At 64.0% G+C, this 13679-nt stretch carries 16 protein-coding genes; 8 read left to right on the top strand and 8 right to left on the bottom strand.

All coding sequences use genetic code 11. The annotated features are described in order from the left end of the window. Positions 1–39: 39 nt before the first annotated feature. Both ACTJLF_RS29035 and ACTJLF_RS29030 read right to left on the bottom strand, forming a co-directional pair. The gene (locus ACTJLF_RS29035) at positions 40–1320 is read right to left on the bottom strand and encodes a Rieske 2Fe-2S domain-containing protein (RefSeq protein ID WP_440884404.1); all 1281 of its coding nucleotides are present in this window, start codon (positions 1318–1320) and stop codon (positions 40–42) included. A 34-nt stretch (positions 1321–1354) separates the two neighbouring features. Continuing rightward, positions 1355–1924 (bottom strand): MarR family transcriptional regulator, encoded by a 570-nt coding sequence (locus ACTJLF_RS29030; protein ID WP_440884403.1) that lies wholly within the window; start codon positions 1922–1924, stop codon positions 1355–1357. Positions 1925–2230: 306 nt separating this feature from the next. On the opposite strand from ACTJLF_RS29030, the gene ACTJLF_RS29025 reads away from it, so the two are divergent. Then, a complete protein-coding gene (locus ACTJLF_RS29025; RefSeq protein ID WP_440884402.1) occupies positions 2231–2884 on the top strand; it encodes a helix-turn-helix domain-containing protein in 654 nt (217 codons plus the stop codon). Between the two features lie 256 nt (positions 2885–3140). Here ACTJLF_RS29025 and ACTJLF_RS29020 read toward each other — a convergent pair whose 3' ends face one another. Then, entirely contained in the window at positions 3141–4058 is a 918-nt protein-coding gene (locus ACTJLF_RS29020; protein WP_440884401.1) for a LysR family transcriptional regulator, read from the bottom strand. A 96-nt stretch (positions 4059–4154) separates the two neighbouring features. Here ACTJLF_RS29020 and ACTJLF_RS29015 point away from each other — a divergent pair, with 96 nt between their 5' ends. Continuing rightward, on the top strand, positions 4155–5183 hold the full coding sequence (locus ACTJLF_RS29015) for a Kelch repeat-containing protein (RefSeq protein WP_440884400.1): 1029 nt from the start codon (positions 4155–4157) through the stop codon (positions 5181–5183). Between the two features lie 43 nt (positions 5184–5226). Then, positions 5227–6327 (top strand): aldo/keto reductase, encoded by a 1101-nt coding sequence (locus ACTJLF_RS29010; protein WP_440884399.1) that lies wholly within the window; start codon positions 5227–5229, stop codon positions 6325–6327. 186 nt (positions 6328–6513) lie between these two features. Here the strand turns inward: ACTJLF_RS29010 and ACTJLF_RS29005 are convergent, their stop codons facing one another. Further along, positions 6514–7125: a TetR/AcrR family transcriptional regulator gene (locus ACTJLF_RS29005; RefSeq protein WP_440884398.1), complete on the bottom strand. Its 612-nt coding sequence runs from the start codon at positions 7123–7125 to the stop codon at positions 6514–6516. Between the two features lie 104 nt (positions 7126–7229). Between ACTJLF_RS29005 and ACTJLF_RS29000 the strand changes: the two genes are divergently transcribed. The 4 genes from ACTJLF_RS29000 to ACTJLF_RS28985 all read left to right on the top strand — a co-directional run bounded on the left by ACTJLF_RS29000 (position 7230) and on the right by ACTJLF_RS28985 (position 10418). Further along, the gene (locus ACTJLF_RS29000; protein WP_440884397.1) at positions 7230–8195 is read left to right on the top strand and encodes an SDR family oxidoreductase; all 966 of its coding nucleotides are present in this window, start codon (positions 7230–7232) and stop codon (positions 8193–8195) included. Then, positions 8195–9247 carry an alpha/beta hydrolase family protein gene (locus ACTJLF_RS28995; RefSeq protein ID WP_440884396.1) on the top strand — a complete coding sequence of 351 codons (1053 nt, stop codon included), beginning with the start codon at positions 8195–8197 and terminating at the stop codon, positions 9245–9247. The genes ACTJLF_RS29000 and ACTJLF_RS28995 overlap by 1 nt, the downstream gene beginning before the upstream one ends. A 493-nt stretch (positions 9248–9740) precedes the next feature. Continuing rightward, a complete protein-coding gene (locus ACTJLF_RS28990; RefSeq protein WP_354413398.1) occupies positions 9741–9998 on the top strand; it encodes a helix-turn-helix domain-containing protein in 258 nt (85 codons plus the stop codon). A gap of 42 nt (positions 9999–10040) precedes the next feature. Further along, a complete protein-coding gene (locus tag ACTJLF_RS28985) occupies positions 10041–10418 on the top strand; it encodes a VOC family protein (protein WP_440884395.1) in 378 nt (125 codons plus the stop codon). A 530-nt stretch (positions 10419–10948) separates the two neighbouring features. Here ACTJLF_RS28985 and ACTJLF_RS28980 read toward each other — a convergent pair. Beyond that, the gene (locus tag ACTJLF_RS28980; RefSeq protein ID WP_354413397.1) at positions 10949–11074 is read right to left on the bottom strand and encodes a hypothetical protein; all 126 of its coding nucleotides are present in this window, start codon (positions 11072–11074) and stop codon (positions 10949–10951) included. Positions 11075–11175: 101 nt separating this feature from the next. Between ACTJLF_RS28980 and ACTJLF_RS28975 the strand changes: the two genes are divergently transcribed. Then, on the top strand, positions 11176–11400 hold the full coding sequence (locus ACTJLF_RS28975) for a helix-turn-helix domain-containing protein (protein WP_354413395.1): 225 nt from the start codon (positions 11176–11178) through the stop codon (positions 11398–11400). Between the two features lie 84 nt (positions 11401–11484). Here ACTJLF_RS28975 and ACTJLF_RS28970 read toward each other — a convergent pair whose 3' ends face one another. Genes ACTJLF_RS28970 through ACTJLF_RS28960 form a run of 3 tightly spaced genes read right to left on the bottom strand, consistent with a single transcriptional unit; the run spans position 11485 to position 13677 of the window. Continuing rightward, complete coding sequence (locus ACTJLF_RS28970; RefSeq protein ID WP_440884394.1) at positions 11485–12474, bottom strand: Bug family tripartite tricarboxylate transporter substrate binding protein; 990 nt, start codon at positions 12472–12474, stop codon at positions 11485–11487. 13 nt (positions 12475–12487) lie between these two features. Further along, positions 12488–12889 (bottom strand): nuclear transport factor 2 family protein, encoded by a 402-nt coding sequence (locus tag ACTJLF_RS28965; protein WP_440884393.1) that lies wholly within the window; start codon positions 12887–12889, stop codon positions 12488–12490. Then, complete coding sequence (locus tag ACTJLF_RS28960; protein ID WP_440884392.1) at positions 12886–13677, bottom strand: fumarylacetoacetate hydrolase family protein; 792 nt, start codon at positions 13675–13677, stop codon at positions 12886–12888. Before ACTJLF_RS28960 ends, ACTJLF_RS28965 begins: the two co-directional genes overlap by 4 nt. Positions 13678–13679: the final 2 nt, after the last annotated feature.

The raw sequence follows: 13679 nt of genomic DNA, 5'->3' as shown, positions 1-13679 counted from the left end.
AGGCCCTTCAACCGCGGCTGCGGGGATTCAGTGAGGGGCTCAGGCGGCAGTGGGCAGATCTTTGGGGCGAGCCGTTCCCATGAGCTCATCCGAATCGGTGGGGTCGAGCCCCTCGGGCAGTACCGTCTGCGTCGCTCGAACGCTGTAGAGGGACGGATGGTCTGCACCGACAGGTCGCTGACCGGCGACACAGGCCAGTGCCGCATCCATGAGGGCACGGCGCATCGCGACGACCGCACGATCGCTGGTGCCCAGGTGTTCGCGTGTGCGGTCCACGATCGGCCCCGCCGATTCCGCGACCATCGCATCCTGCGCGCGAATGCCTGCGATTCCGGTGAAAGAGATGGTTTTTTGCTGCTGCCGGTCGATCAGGTAGTCGTTGTCCAGTCGCTCGGTCGGACGCGTGGTGCCGGGAATGACTCTGCGGTGCGCATAGTCACCGTTGCGCCATGCCGTGAGTTCCTTCTCTTCCAGTGGCCTGTCTGGGCGGAAAGTGACACACAGCACCCAGCAGCGCTCGTCGTTCATCGGCACCCACATGCGCACGAGTCGAGCTTCGGCAGGATGAGGGGGAATCATCGTGTAGAAAGGCAGCAGGAATTGGTTCAAGCGCCAATAGCGCTGACTCTCATCGACGCGGCGGCCGTTACAAGCCATGAAGCCGGAGGGCGTCGGCACGATCTTCCACAATGGTGCCTTGTCGTTTTTGAAGAAGCGCCCCGTGAGCGCGCGGTCATCGTCGTTGGTTTTGTCCACGAGGCTATGCAAGAAGCCGACGTGCGCGCTATCGAGTTCTCCCTCCATCGCCTGGGCATAGTTGCAGTCTTGTTCCCATCGTGAAACGTACACGTGGGAGGAAGGAAGTCCGAGCCACTCGAATTCGGGCAGGGGTGGCATCATGTCGCGTTCGCCCATGTACACCCAGAGCACACCACCAGCGAGGCGCGCAGGGTACGCGCGGGCGCGCACCTTGCATCGCATGGGGCTGTCGGACGCCTCCGTGGGCATGTCCAGGCACTGGCCATCTACGCCGAATTTCCAGCCGTGGTACACACAGCGAATGCCGCCTTCCTCGTTGCGTCCGAAGAACAGGCTGGCACCGCGATGGGGGCAGTGCTGGTCAAGCACGCCGATCCGGCCTTCTGTGTCACGGAACACCACGAGCGCTTCCCCTAGAAGCTGCATGCGCACCGGCGCTTCGTCGGCAGCCGGCACTTCGGCCTCGGTCATGGCCGGCGTCCAGAAACACCGCATCAGTTTGCCCATGGGAGTTTCGGGGCCGGTTCGGGTCAAGAGATCGTTGTTTTCAGTGCTGAGCATGATTCGCGTGGGGGAGTGAAGGTGTGGAAAGGGATCAATCAGCTGGATCGGCGTCGAAGCTGCCGTCGCTCATCCGCGGGAGGTTCTCAATCAGTTGGTGCAGGTCGGCGCGCAGACGCTTGACTTGAGAGGCACTCATGCCCTGCGTGAGAATCGTCTCGCGCTCCAACGAAGCCGCGTAAAGCTCCTTGGAAAGGGATCGCCCGGTATCCGTCAGGCTGATCCTCATCTCGCGGCCGTATCGGGCCAGAGTCACCAAGCCTTGCTGGCTCAGAACCTGAAGGCTGCGGCTGGCTGCAGCCTTGTCAACGTCAGCGGCGGCAGCCACCGACGCGGCGCTACATTCGTGCTCGACCCCGAGTGCCAGCAGCAGCCGATATTCCGTGGTGCCAATGTCCCAGCGCTGCATGTAATAGCTCGAAGCGCTGCGACTCAGGCGTACCGAAAGACTGGTGACCAGCCACCCGATGAAGTCTGTCGCGAGTGCAGGGACCGGTCGTTCCACGACCGGGTCATGACCATTGGGGCTGCGCTGCGGTGTCTTCGCGGCAGAGCTGGAATGCGCAGCGCGTTGAGGCGAGTCTGGTTTCTTCTTGGACGGCATCGGGCGAGCGGTGATGTCACGAAAAGCAGATTGTTGATCTATCAACGTTGAGGTGTCAACTTTCGGGTGTTCCCTTGCTCAGTAACCATTGCGCTTGGTCCGGCGAGTCCTTTCATCAATAGGAAGAAGTTGCCGCAGAAACTGCTGATGTTCTGCGTGGACGAACGTCAGACCTCCGTGCAGTGCTGCCCGGCCCTCGCACGACAGAGGCCCCCAGAAGGGCCTATCCTTTCGCGGCATTAGGCGCCAGCGCGCTCTCCCTGCACGAGATCGACCGCGACATGCGCGGCACCCCTGGTGCCGCGCTTGGAAACTCAGATCGTCGTTCGTTTCGGCTCGATGGCTCGGAGCGGACTTGATGCGCACGTGCTCGGTGCGCGGCAGCAGGTGCACCGCAAGCTGATTTTCGGCGGCCAGCGGATCGTGGTGGCGCGTCTTCGCCTGGGCACGCACGAGGCGGTTCTCGGCGCGCCCGCTTCCGCCATCGCCGGGCACACCATCGAACTTGGGGATCTGTGGGGCGACAGTGCGCGGCTGTTCGATCGGCTCGCCGGCGCGCGCAGCATGGCCGAGGCAGCCGCGGCACTGGAGGTCGCCATCTCCGAGCGCCACGGCGCCGCGCAGGGACGCAGTGTCCATCCGCGTTTCGCGCTCGAAGCCGCAAGGAGGCTTCAGAGCGCCAGCGTGGACGCCGTCGCCGCAGACCTCGGCGTGAGCGCCCGACACCTGCGCCGTGTTTCGCGAGGCCCTGGGCACCAGCCCCAAGGCGTTCGCCAGGCTCACGCGCTTCCATCGCGCGCTAGGCGCTGCGCGCCAGAACGCCCGCCCGGGCTGGGCGGGCATCGCCGCTGTCGCAGGTTACTACGACCAGGCGCACCTCATTGCGAGTTCCGCGCGATTGCCGGCGTGACACCGCGCGCACTCATCGACGAACTCCGTGTGGGGCCGGGGATCGGCTGAAGTCAAGTCACTACGCTGGCGCGCGGAGCGAAACGGGCGTGGCACTCGGCCGCAGGAGCGAGGGAAGGCCATCGACGAGATGCCACCGCCGGCCCTGAGCGTCATGTGCCTGGACATGCGCGCGCCGGCAGTGTTACGGCGGCTCGGGCGCCCGATGGTCGAGTCCAGATGCAATCAAAGGCCGGGCATCCGGCCGCAGGCGCGATGGGCGCATCGGAACACCGACACGGGACGAGCAAGTTCCTAGGACAAGCGTTCAGTCGGGGTGGGCCGAGCCCGGCGTCTGCATAGCCGCCGATCGGCAAAATTCCACGAAGGCCTTCATGGCAGCAGAAATGTGGCGCTGGCGTGGATAGTAGAGATAAGGCGGACCGATCCCAGGCGACCAGTTCTCCAGCACCCGCACCAACTCTCCTGCAGCCAGCTCGCGTTCCACATACTTCTGGTGAACATACGCCAGGCCCCCGCCTGCCACCGCCGCATTCACCGCGACCTGCGCATCGTTGACCACCAGCCGTGAAGGCCCTGTGTTCGCCGCCGCGTGGCGCCGCTGGAAGTCCCAGGTCTGGAGTCCTCCACCCGGGAATCGTCGCTGGATGCAATGGTGTTCAGCAAGATCGCGCGGGGACCTTGGCACGGGACGGTGTGAAAAGTAGGCGGGGGATCCCACCACCGCGTAGCGTTGTGGTGCACCGATGCGCACGGCCACCATGTCCTGCTGTAGATCCTTGTCGATACGCACGCCTGCGTCGAAGCCATCGCGCACGATATCGGTCATTGCGGCGTCAGCGGTGATCTCGATGGAAACGCCCGGATGCATCGCCACGAAGCGAGCGGCCAAGCCGGCCAGCAGGAACTGGGCGACCGGTGCGGGGGCATTGATCCTGAGGGTGCCAAAGGGGGAGTCGCGGTGCTGGTTGAGCCGCTCCACCGCCCTGTGAATCGACGCCAGGCTCGGCTCCAGCTCCCTGAGCAGCTCCCACCCGGCAGCGGTGGGGGTGACGCTGCGCGTGGTTCTTGTCAGAAGCGTGACCCCCATCTGCTCCTCCAGACGGCGGATCGTCTGGCTGATCAGCGACACGGACACATCGCGCTGGGTCGCTGCGGCGCGGAAGCTCCTGTGCTTTGCAACGGATGCGAAGACATCGAGATCAGGCAGGACGGATCGGGACATTGTTTAGTCCTGTTGAACAGCTCATGCAGGATTATCCACCTAGTCCCATTCGACACCGGCTCTTACGATCTGGCCATTCGCAAAGGACAAGACGCCATGAGAACGAGCTCCAGGATCGCCCACCTCGCACTGGTCGCAGCCGCATTCGTGTCCACGCAGTCTCAAGCCCAGCGGCTCCCGCGCTGGGAGCAGGCAGCACCGACCGGCGTGGCCCGCCAGGAGCTGTATGCCGAGGTGCTGGACGGCAAGATCTATGTGGCGGGAGGCCTCCTGAGCCCGAACACGGGGTATTCGGCGCACTTCGAGTCCTGGGACGAGAGCCAGGCGCGCTGGACCCGCAGGGCCACGCTTCCTGAGGCTCGACACCATATCGCCCTGGCCGCGGCGAATGGTCGCCTGTGGGGCGTCGGGGGGTTCAGTGGCGGGTTTCCGAACTGGCGCGCCCAATCCAGCGTGTTCTGGTATGAGCCCGGAGCCGACCGCTGGCACCAAGGGCCCGACCTACCTCGACCTCGAGCGGAGGGTGTCGCTGCGGCGGTTCTAGGGAAGGTCTATGTGATCGGCGGCCGGGTGCCCGCGTTCGCAGGCGCCAGCCACTTCAACGACCACCAGGATACCGCTGCAGTGGAAGTCCTCGATACGGCGAGCGGACGCTGGCGGCGGCTGCCCGATGCGCCTACGGCCCGCAACAGCGCTGCCTCCGCGGTCATCGACGGGCGCATCTACGTCGTCGGAGGCCGCAGCGCACGCAAGCAGGCCGACGGCACGCTTAGCCAGATCAATGTCTCGACGCTCGAGGTGTTCGACCCAGTGCTCGACACCTGGACGACGCGAAAGCCGATGCCGCAGGCGCGCGGCGGGCTGGCGGCGGCCGCGCATCGCGGCAAGCTCTATGTCTTCGGTGGCGAGCAGTGGGTCCCCGAGCAGAAGGTGTTCGCCGACAGCTGGGTCTATGACCCCGCCACCGACGATTGGGAGGCACTGCCGCCCATGCCCACTGCACGTCACGGCCTGGGCGCGGCCACGTTGAATGACCGCATCCATGTGTTCGGCGGCGGTCTGAAGACGGGAGGCAACGCGGCCAGCGATATCCACGAAGTGCTGGTGCTCGACGACACCCGATGAGCAATCGCCTCCACTGAGTCTGAACCATCTGCACAGGCCTGTCATGCCCCTTAAAAACACCTCGTTCTCCGAGAATCGTCGCCAGTTGCTGCAACACGGGATCGGCGTTGCGGCAGCCCTTCCGCTGGCATGGGCCGCCAAGTCTAGCGGCGCACAAACCGGGACGTCGGCACCCCGGTCGAGCGCGCCTCCTGCGGGGGTGTTGACGAGGACGATTCCGCGCACCGGCGAATCGGTCTCGGCACTGGGGCTGGGTACGTTTCTGACGTTCGACACGTTGCCGGGGCAACCTCGTTCGAATCTGCGCGAGGTCGTCAAGACTTACTGGGAGGGAGGCGTGCGGGTGCTCGACACGTCACCGCTGTACGGCAGCGCCGAGAACACAGTCGGCGATTTCGTGACCGCTCTGGACATCAACGATCAGCTCTTCATTGCGAACAAGCTGTGGACGACGGGCGAGTACCTGACCGATGAAAGCCACGCCTTGCGCAGCCTGGAGCAATCGCAACTGCGTCTGTGGCGCCAACGCTTCGACTTGATGCAATGCCACAGCCTGGTGAACGCCGACGCCGTGGTGCCGCTGCTGAACGCGTGGAAGAAGGAAGGGCACACGCGGCTTGTGGGGGTCACCCACCACGAGAGCGGCCATCAGGACCTGCTGGCCCAATGGATCGATCGCGGCGCAGTCGACTTCGTCCAGGTGAACTATTCGATCTTCAACCGCCATGCTGAAAAGCGCGTGTTCCCGCCGGCCCAGGCGCATGGCGTCGGCGTTCTGGTCAACATGGCGATGGAAAAGGGGCGGCTCCACAAGGTCGTCGAGGGCCATCCGCTGCCGGCGTTTGCGCGCGAGTACGGCATTGAGAACTGGGCGCAATACTTCCTGAAATTCGTGATGTCGCATCCGGCCGTCACATGCTGTCTGAGCTCGACGGCGAATCCCGATCATGCCGCGGAGAATGTGGGTGCGTTGAGAGGCCCCCTGCCAGACGCGGCCACGCGTGCAAATATGCTGCGATATCTGGAACACCTCCCAGGGTTCAATCAGATTGCCTCGATGCCGTGGTATCCCGGCAAGGACAAGCACTACCCAGGCTTCATTCGACGCGGGCAAGCCTCGTTGAGGTTGCGCAACGCCCTGTAGTTCAAAACAGCAAGCCCAAACACGAGAAAGCAGGGTGACCGTACAGCGTGTTGACGACTGTTTCGGCTTTTGGCCTGGGCGTAGTAAAGCGGGGTAGCAGTTCGATCGACGGTGGCAACGCGTCGCAGTCTCGATCTGGGCGCGGCAATGATCAGATGTCTTGCTTTGCCTCATCCCCAATGCAAGTCAAAGCCCCGTTCGAAGTCTTTCGAACGCGTCTCGTAAGAATTGGGCCGCCGGCTTTCGCTGGCCTACCTGCTCTCGCCAGGCTTGTAGCGCCAGCCTCAGGGCACCGACGGACACCATGGCCACCATCCGAAGTGCGCTCTGCCGTTCGGGCTGTCGCCAGACCTCGCGCAGCGCAAGAAACAGCGCCTGCTCCTGCTTCGCGTAGAACGCCTGCTTGCGTGCGAGCAGCGACTCGCTCGACAGCATGAGGTTGTCGATGGCCGTCATCTCTTCAGTCGTGTGCCGTGCAATGCGCTTGACCAGCAGATCCTGGACCGCATCGAGCGGCCGTACGTCGGGCGATGTCTTGAGCAGTTCGGCTATCAACTCCGCCGAATCGGCCTCCATCCCAAACAGGATGATGTCGTCCTTCGACTTGAAGTACGAGAAGAAGGTGCGTCGGGAAATTCCCGCGGCGGCCGCGATCGCATCGAGCGTCGTGCTTTCGTAGCCATCGGTCAGGAACAGGCGCAGCGCAACCTCTGCGATGCGCTGTCGCGTCTCACGTTGCTTTCGCTCCCGCAAGCTCCCGGATAGCGGAGCGCCCGTCGTATCCAAATTCCCTTGCATTTTTAGGGTCCATTCTCCAATGCTGCACTCAGTGCAATAATATTTGCACTGAGTAAAGTTATGCGTGCACCCAGTGTAGCCCCCATCTTCTTCAGGCAAGAACCATGACCCATTGGAAAGCTTCCGACATCCCCTCCCAACATGGCCGCACGGCGGTTGTCACGGGCACCGGTGGCCTGGGATTCCAGGACGCGCTGGCACTGGCCCGTGCGGGTGCGAATGTGATCATTGCAGGACGAAATCCCTCCAGAGGGGTGGCCGCCGTGAACCAGATCCGCCAGGAAGTCCCGGGAGCAGATGTGGTGTTCGGCCTGCTGGACCTTGCCAGCCTCAATTCCGTGCGGTCGTTCGTGCAAGGCCTGCGCAGTTCGCGAAGCAGCCTGGATTTATTGATCAACAACGCGGCGGTGATGACCCCGCCCCAACGTCAATCCACGGTCGACGGCTTCGAACTGCAGTTCGGCACGAACTACCTGGGGCACTTCGCCTTGACGGCACAACTCTTGCCCCTTCTGCGCAAGGGCAACCAGGCGCGCGTCGTAACCCTGTCAAGCATTGCAGCCCGCAACGGCGTGATCGACTTCGATGATCTGCAGGCCCAGCGTGTCTACAAGCCGATGCGCGCGTACAGCCAATCGAAGCTCGCCTGCCTGATGTTCGCGCTTGAGCTGCAGCGCCGCAGTGATGCGGCCGGATGGGGCATCCAGAGCATTGCAGCCCATCCCGGCATTTCGCGCACGGACCTGCTGCCCAATGGTGCAGGGGAATGGAGCGTCGCAGGCATGCTTCGCCGCTTCATGTGGTTCCTGTTCCAACCGGCCGAGCAGGGCGCGTTGCCGACCCTGTTCGCGGCGACTTCGCCACAGGCGCGCGGCGGGACCTACTATGGCCCGGACAGGCTCGGTGAGACCCGGGGCTACCCCGCTTCCGCCGCGTTTCCCCCGTTGGCATTGGATTCGACGGCTGCAGCGCGACTTTGGTCAGCCTCCGAGGAGCTGACAGGCACGGTCTTCCCTTGGGATTTGATGCCCTCGGACTCATTCCAAGGTGTCCACCACCTGCGTGCGTGATGAAAGACCGGATCTCAAAGGTGGAGCGTCGTCGGCCGCAGGACACGCACGTCGACATGTGGCGGCGAAAAGTGAGTGCCATGCTGCTTGGAGCTCCTCTGGCGCTGGGGTGGCCGCGGACGAGGGCGCAGACCGCCGGGCGGACCTACCAGGTGATCGATTACGACTGGGTCGATTCAACCCGGTCACGTCCGGTGCCGGCGCGCCTGTACTGGCCAATGGGGCCATCGCTCGAGGGTACTGTGCCATTGGTGGTTTTCTCGCACGGTATCGGTGGTTCGAGACAGGGCTACAGCTATCTTGGAAGGCACTGGTCGAGTCATGGCATCGCCAGCCTGCATGTCCAGCACGTGGGCAGTGATGCGAGGCTCTGGTCGGGCAACCCGTTCGGTGTAGTCGGTCGCCTGCAGGCGGCGGCCCAGGAGCAGGAGGCCATTGCACGTGCTGCTGACGTGCGGTTCGCGCTCGATCGAATGCTCTTGGACGAGACCGGCAATCGGGCTGGCGCAGTGAACCGGCAGCGACTGATCGCGGCGGGCCACTCGTACGGCGCGAACACCACGCTGCTGACGGTTGGCGCGGAGGTCGTCAGAGACGGTCAGACGATCAGCTGCCACGATTCGCGCTTCACTGCCGGAATCATCATCTCGACGCCGCCGTTCTACAACGAGCCCGATTTGACAGCCGTGCTGAGCAAGGTCGCTGTCCCGACTATCCACGTGACAGCCACCGAGGATGTCATCGAGATTCCGGGCTATCGCTCCGGCGTGGCGGATCGATTGGCCGTCTTTGAGGCCATTCCCAACCCACACAAGCTGCTGGCAGTGTTTCGCGGCGGCTCCCACAGCATGTTCACCGACCGTCCGCTGACCGGTGGGCCTGCGCTGAACGCCAAGGTCAAGATCGCCACGGCGGATCTTGCCCTGGCGTTCTTCGATCTGGTCTTTGAACGCGATGGCAATGCGCTCGCACGGTGGCAGACGAATTGGATGTCCATCCTCGCGCACCCCTCATTTCTCAGACCTCACCTGCCAAAAGCTCGTCTGCCATGAGGATGACGCGTGGCAGTACAAGCACGCGACGTGCCTCATTGGAATTCCCGTCAACTCCCATTCAGCGAGCCAACTGAGACGAAGCCGATCCTTTCCCTCGCCTTGTCTCCTCGCCATGCTCGTCGGCTTGGCAGCCTGTACGACGCGGGGGACGCGGATCCTTTGCTTTCGCCGGCGCAGCGGGATCAGGCGCACGGCACATGCCAGCACCTACGGTAGAAGCCGACACCACCTACGAATCCGTCATGGTCGAATCCGACATCCCTGTCGCCGCGGAGGCGTTCACGCGGTGGTTCCAAGAGCCAGGTGCGCTTCCAGTGACCTCTCGGGAACGCCGACCGCGCTCGGCCTTGTTCGCACGGCCCTTTGTCGGCGTCTGGCAAGTGCCCGGCGACCGCCGAGGGGTCGTCGGGGTGCTGATAAAAACTTGGACTGGTTTTATGCCGTAAGTCCAAAACTCCCTCGGTATTCGATGGGGCCACGACACCCAGCTGTGAGCCTGCTGAATCGGCTGTGGCCGGGCCGTAAGGGCCTCTGCCGCTGTTGGGGGCTGACGAAGGGTCAGTCCGCCAAGCGCCAGCTGCTGCTCGAATCTGCATTGACGGTCGCGGAAGTGGCAATGGCCGCCGGCTATTCGAACACCGCCAACTTCTCCACCTCGTTTCGCGCCAGCTTCGGGGCCACGCCTAATTGGCTGCGTGACAAAGACGTGCGAACACCGACCCGGGCTGATGGCATGCGTGCCACGTGACCTGGCAATATCTGGTTGAAGCAACGCGAGCGAGGGCTTCTTATGTTCGATCATTTCGGAATACGCGCCAGCAACGTCGATGCCAGTGAACGCTTCTTTCTGCAGGCTCTGGCGCCGCTGGGCGTCGGCATCGCAATGAAGGGGCCGTATGGCGCGGGCCTGGGTAAGCATGGCAAACCTTCGCTGTGGATCTACCAGGCTGAAGGCGAAGGCGCCTCACCCACGCCGCTACATCTGGCGTTTGCTGCGGACAGCCGCAGCCAGGTCGATGCGTTCCACCGCGCGGCAATGGATGCCGGCGGCAGGGACAACGGCGCTCCTGGATTGCGCCGCGACTACCACCCCAACTACTACGCCGCCTTCGTCATTGCGCCCGATGGCCATAACGTCGAGGTTGTGTGCCATCAGCCTGAGGGTTGAGCTCGGCGCACCGCCGCTCAGTCTCAGATCAGGGCGCGCGTCGCGCACCGGCGAGCATCGTGATCTCTCTCAGTAGTCCAGCCAGCGCGGCGCCCACGAAATCCAGCGTGACTGTGGCCGGGTCCACTAGCCGCCTTCCTGGATGCGCGAGGCCATCGCCGGCAACGGCCACGTGCGGGCGCACCAGTGGGCGAGCGAGCGTGACGGCCAGTGCATCGCGGATCGGCGCCCGCGCGCGCAAACCGCCAGCGGCGCTGGCCGATGCGGGCGGGACAGGGTGCCAGAGCCGAGAAGGTCGCCCAGCCGCTGGTTGCGACCGCGACTGGCTATGTAGGCCTGCGGTTGCGCCGCGGCCAGAACGATGCCTGCGCCGCGGCGACTCTGGAAAGCTACAGGCCTTGTTGCACGCTGCGCGCATCGTCGAGAGTTCGACCCAGACATCGGGCAAATGCCGCCTTTCATCCGACCGGCAGTCTCTTTACACGAAGACGAGCTTCGCTCTCGTCGTCGAGCATCTGCACGTCGATGACTCAATCGGCATACTCGCCAGCTGCCTTGATGGAAGCAGCCCAGCGACTGATCTCCTCCAGCAGGTATTTTCGGTGCCCGGCGGGCGTCAGGCGCGCGTCGGTAACTGGGTTCAGGCCGGAGTCCATCTGTTGTTTGTGAAAGGCCGCGCTAGTCGTCACCGCCGTCAGCGCAGTCGACAACTGCTGGATGACTGTCGTCGGCGCGCGGTCATTTCCATCGCATCTCGGTGCTTCCGGCGGAAGACTCGGTGCTGGGTGTGCTGCAGCAACTGATGCGGCTCGCGCCCGCAGGCGAACGGGGCTACGACCGGAGGATCACGCAATCGGTGCTCGCCTCGTATTCAGGTCTTTCGCGCGAAGTGCTCAACAAGACCATGCGCGATTTCGAGCAGTGTGGGCTGGTGTGCCGCGACAACGACGCGGTGCGTGTCGCCAACGATCGCGACGACTGATTTCGCATAGATTCCACGGCCTTGGCCAAAGGCGTCGCGTCAGGGACGAGGAGGGCGCCTCGTCAACGTCATTTGCTGCAGTCGTCATTGCGAGGGTCGAATGCCGCGCGCCTTGACCACCTCGGCCCATGTGCGTGTTTCCCGGCGCGCATGGTCCGCGAGTGCCTCCGCGCTGCTGCCAACGGGCTCGGCGCCGAGCTTTTCGAGGCGGGCGGCGACTTCTGGCATGGCCGCGACTTTCATCCATGCCTGCGAAAGCGCAAGCACAGTGGGCTTGGGAGTGCCTTGCGGCGCCCAGACGCCATACCAGGCCTCGATCACATGCCCCGGCACGAACTCGCTGACCGTGGGGAGGTCGAGCATGCCGCGCGTACGCCGCGGACCCGTCTGAGCCAAGGCGCGCACCTTACCGGTGGCGAGGAGACCTGGCACCTGCGACGCCGGGCTCATCGACAGCTGAACCTCGTTCGACAGCAGATTGGCGCTGAAGTTGTTGGCATAGTTGACGTGCAGCAGTTCGGCGCCAGTCTGCAGGCTCAGCATCTGCGCACCCAGGTAGGCCGCGGAGCCATATCCGGTGACGCCCATCGCGAGCTTGGAGGGATTCGCCTTGGCATGGCGCAGCAGCTCAGGAAAAGTCGTGACGGGGACCTGGGCATTGATGAGCCAGACGAAGGTGGATTCGGCGAAGCGCGAAATAGGCACGAGGTCCTTCTCGGGATCGTAGGGAAGGTTGGCGACCACGTGCGGGTTCATCGTGATCGTCTGGTTGAACGTGAACAGCAGCGTGTAGCCATCAGGCTTGGCGCGCACGACGCGCTGTACGCCGATGACCCCGCTGGCACCGACCACGTTCTCCACGATCACCGGCTGCCCGAGCACGTCGCCCAGGTACTGGGCGGCGATGCGCCCGAGAATGTCCACGCCCGTGCCGGCCGCAGCCGGCAGGATCAGCCTCACAGGCGCCGAGGGGTAGCGCTCCGTCTGGCCGGCGGCCAGCCCGCTCAAGCCGAGCAGGGACGTCAGTACGAGAGCCCGCAGGCCCTTGCGGCGAGAGTTCATGATGGCCTGCATGTCGGTGGGGCGCTCAGCTCTCGACGATCTTGGTGGCCTGCCAGTGGAGCATCCGCCAGCGGTGACCGTCATTGCGCCAGGCCGTGAAGAACGCGTTGTGCAGCGTCTTGCGCGAGCCGGCGACGTCCACGGTCGTGTGCACGACGCCGTTCAGCAGTGCGACGTCACCGAAGCGACGCACACGCTGGTCCTTCCGCTGCGCATCGACGAAGCGGTACTTTTCGGCGGCGATCGATGCCAGGAAAGCGGTCTTGTCGTCGGTTCTTCCGTTCGCATGGGTATGCAGGTAGGTGTCGTCCAGCATCTGCGACAGTGCCCCGGTGTCTCGCGCATACAGCGCCTGATAGCGTGCCTCGTCCGCCAGCAAGAGATCAGAGGTGGCAAAGGTGCCAGAAGTGGGTTCGGCGGTGTTCATGTGCGCTCAGGGGTGAAGGGGGCCACGGTGTTGGAAAGCCTTCCGACACCTTCGATCTCGATCTCGAACGTGTCTCCGGGCGAGAGCGGCCCGACCCCGCCCGGCGTGCCGGTCATGACGAGGTCGCCGGGCAGCAACGTGATGAACGAACTCAAGTAGGAGATCAGGTCGGCGACGTCGAACAGCAGGTCGGAGGTCTCGCAGTCCTGAACGATCTGGCCATTGAGCCGGCCCGTCATGTGCAGCCGGGTGGGATCCGCCTCGGTGTCGATCCATGGGCCGATCGGCGCGAAGGTGTCGGCGGCCTTTCCCATCGTCATCAGTCCCATGGCCATTTCCTTGCGCTGATAGGTCCGCTCGCTGACATCGTTGCCGCAGGTATAGCCGACTACATGCGCCAGGGCATCCTCACGACGAACCTCCTTCGCCCTGCGTCCGATCACCGCGACCAACTCGGTCTCGTAGTGCACGATCTGGGCGGCCCTTGGGAACACGATCTGTCCCCCATGCGGCAGGAGCGCGGTATCGGGCTTCATGAACACGGGTGGGATCTCGGGCGTGCTACGGCCGGTCTCGGCGATGTGGGAGCGATAGTTGAGGCCGATGCCGAAGACCCGGGGATGTGCGACCGTCGGAACCAGCAGGCTGACCTCGGACAGGGCAACGAAGGCGTCCGTCGGCGTGATGGGTCCTTCGAACGGCGATCCGTTCAGAATGCGAATCTGGTCCGTCCCTTGCAGGATGCCGAAGGCCTTTCGTCGGCCATCGCTGAACTTGAGAATCTTCATGG

This window comes from Variovorax sp. 22077 (assembly GCF_052044195.1).
Taxonomy (GTDB): Bacteria; Pseudomonadota; Gammaproteobacteria; order Burkholderiales; family Burkholderiaceae_C; genus Variovorax; species Variovorax atrisoli.
Note: the sequence above shows the minus strand (reverse complement) of the source record. Positions and strands in the feature narration are given on the sequence as shown.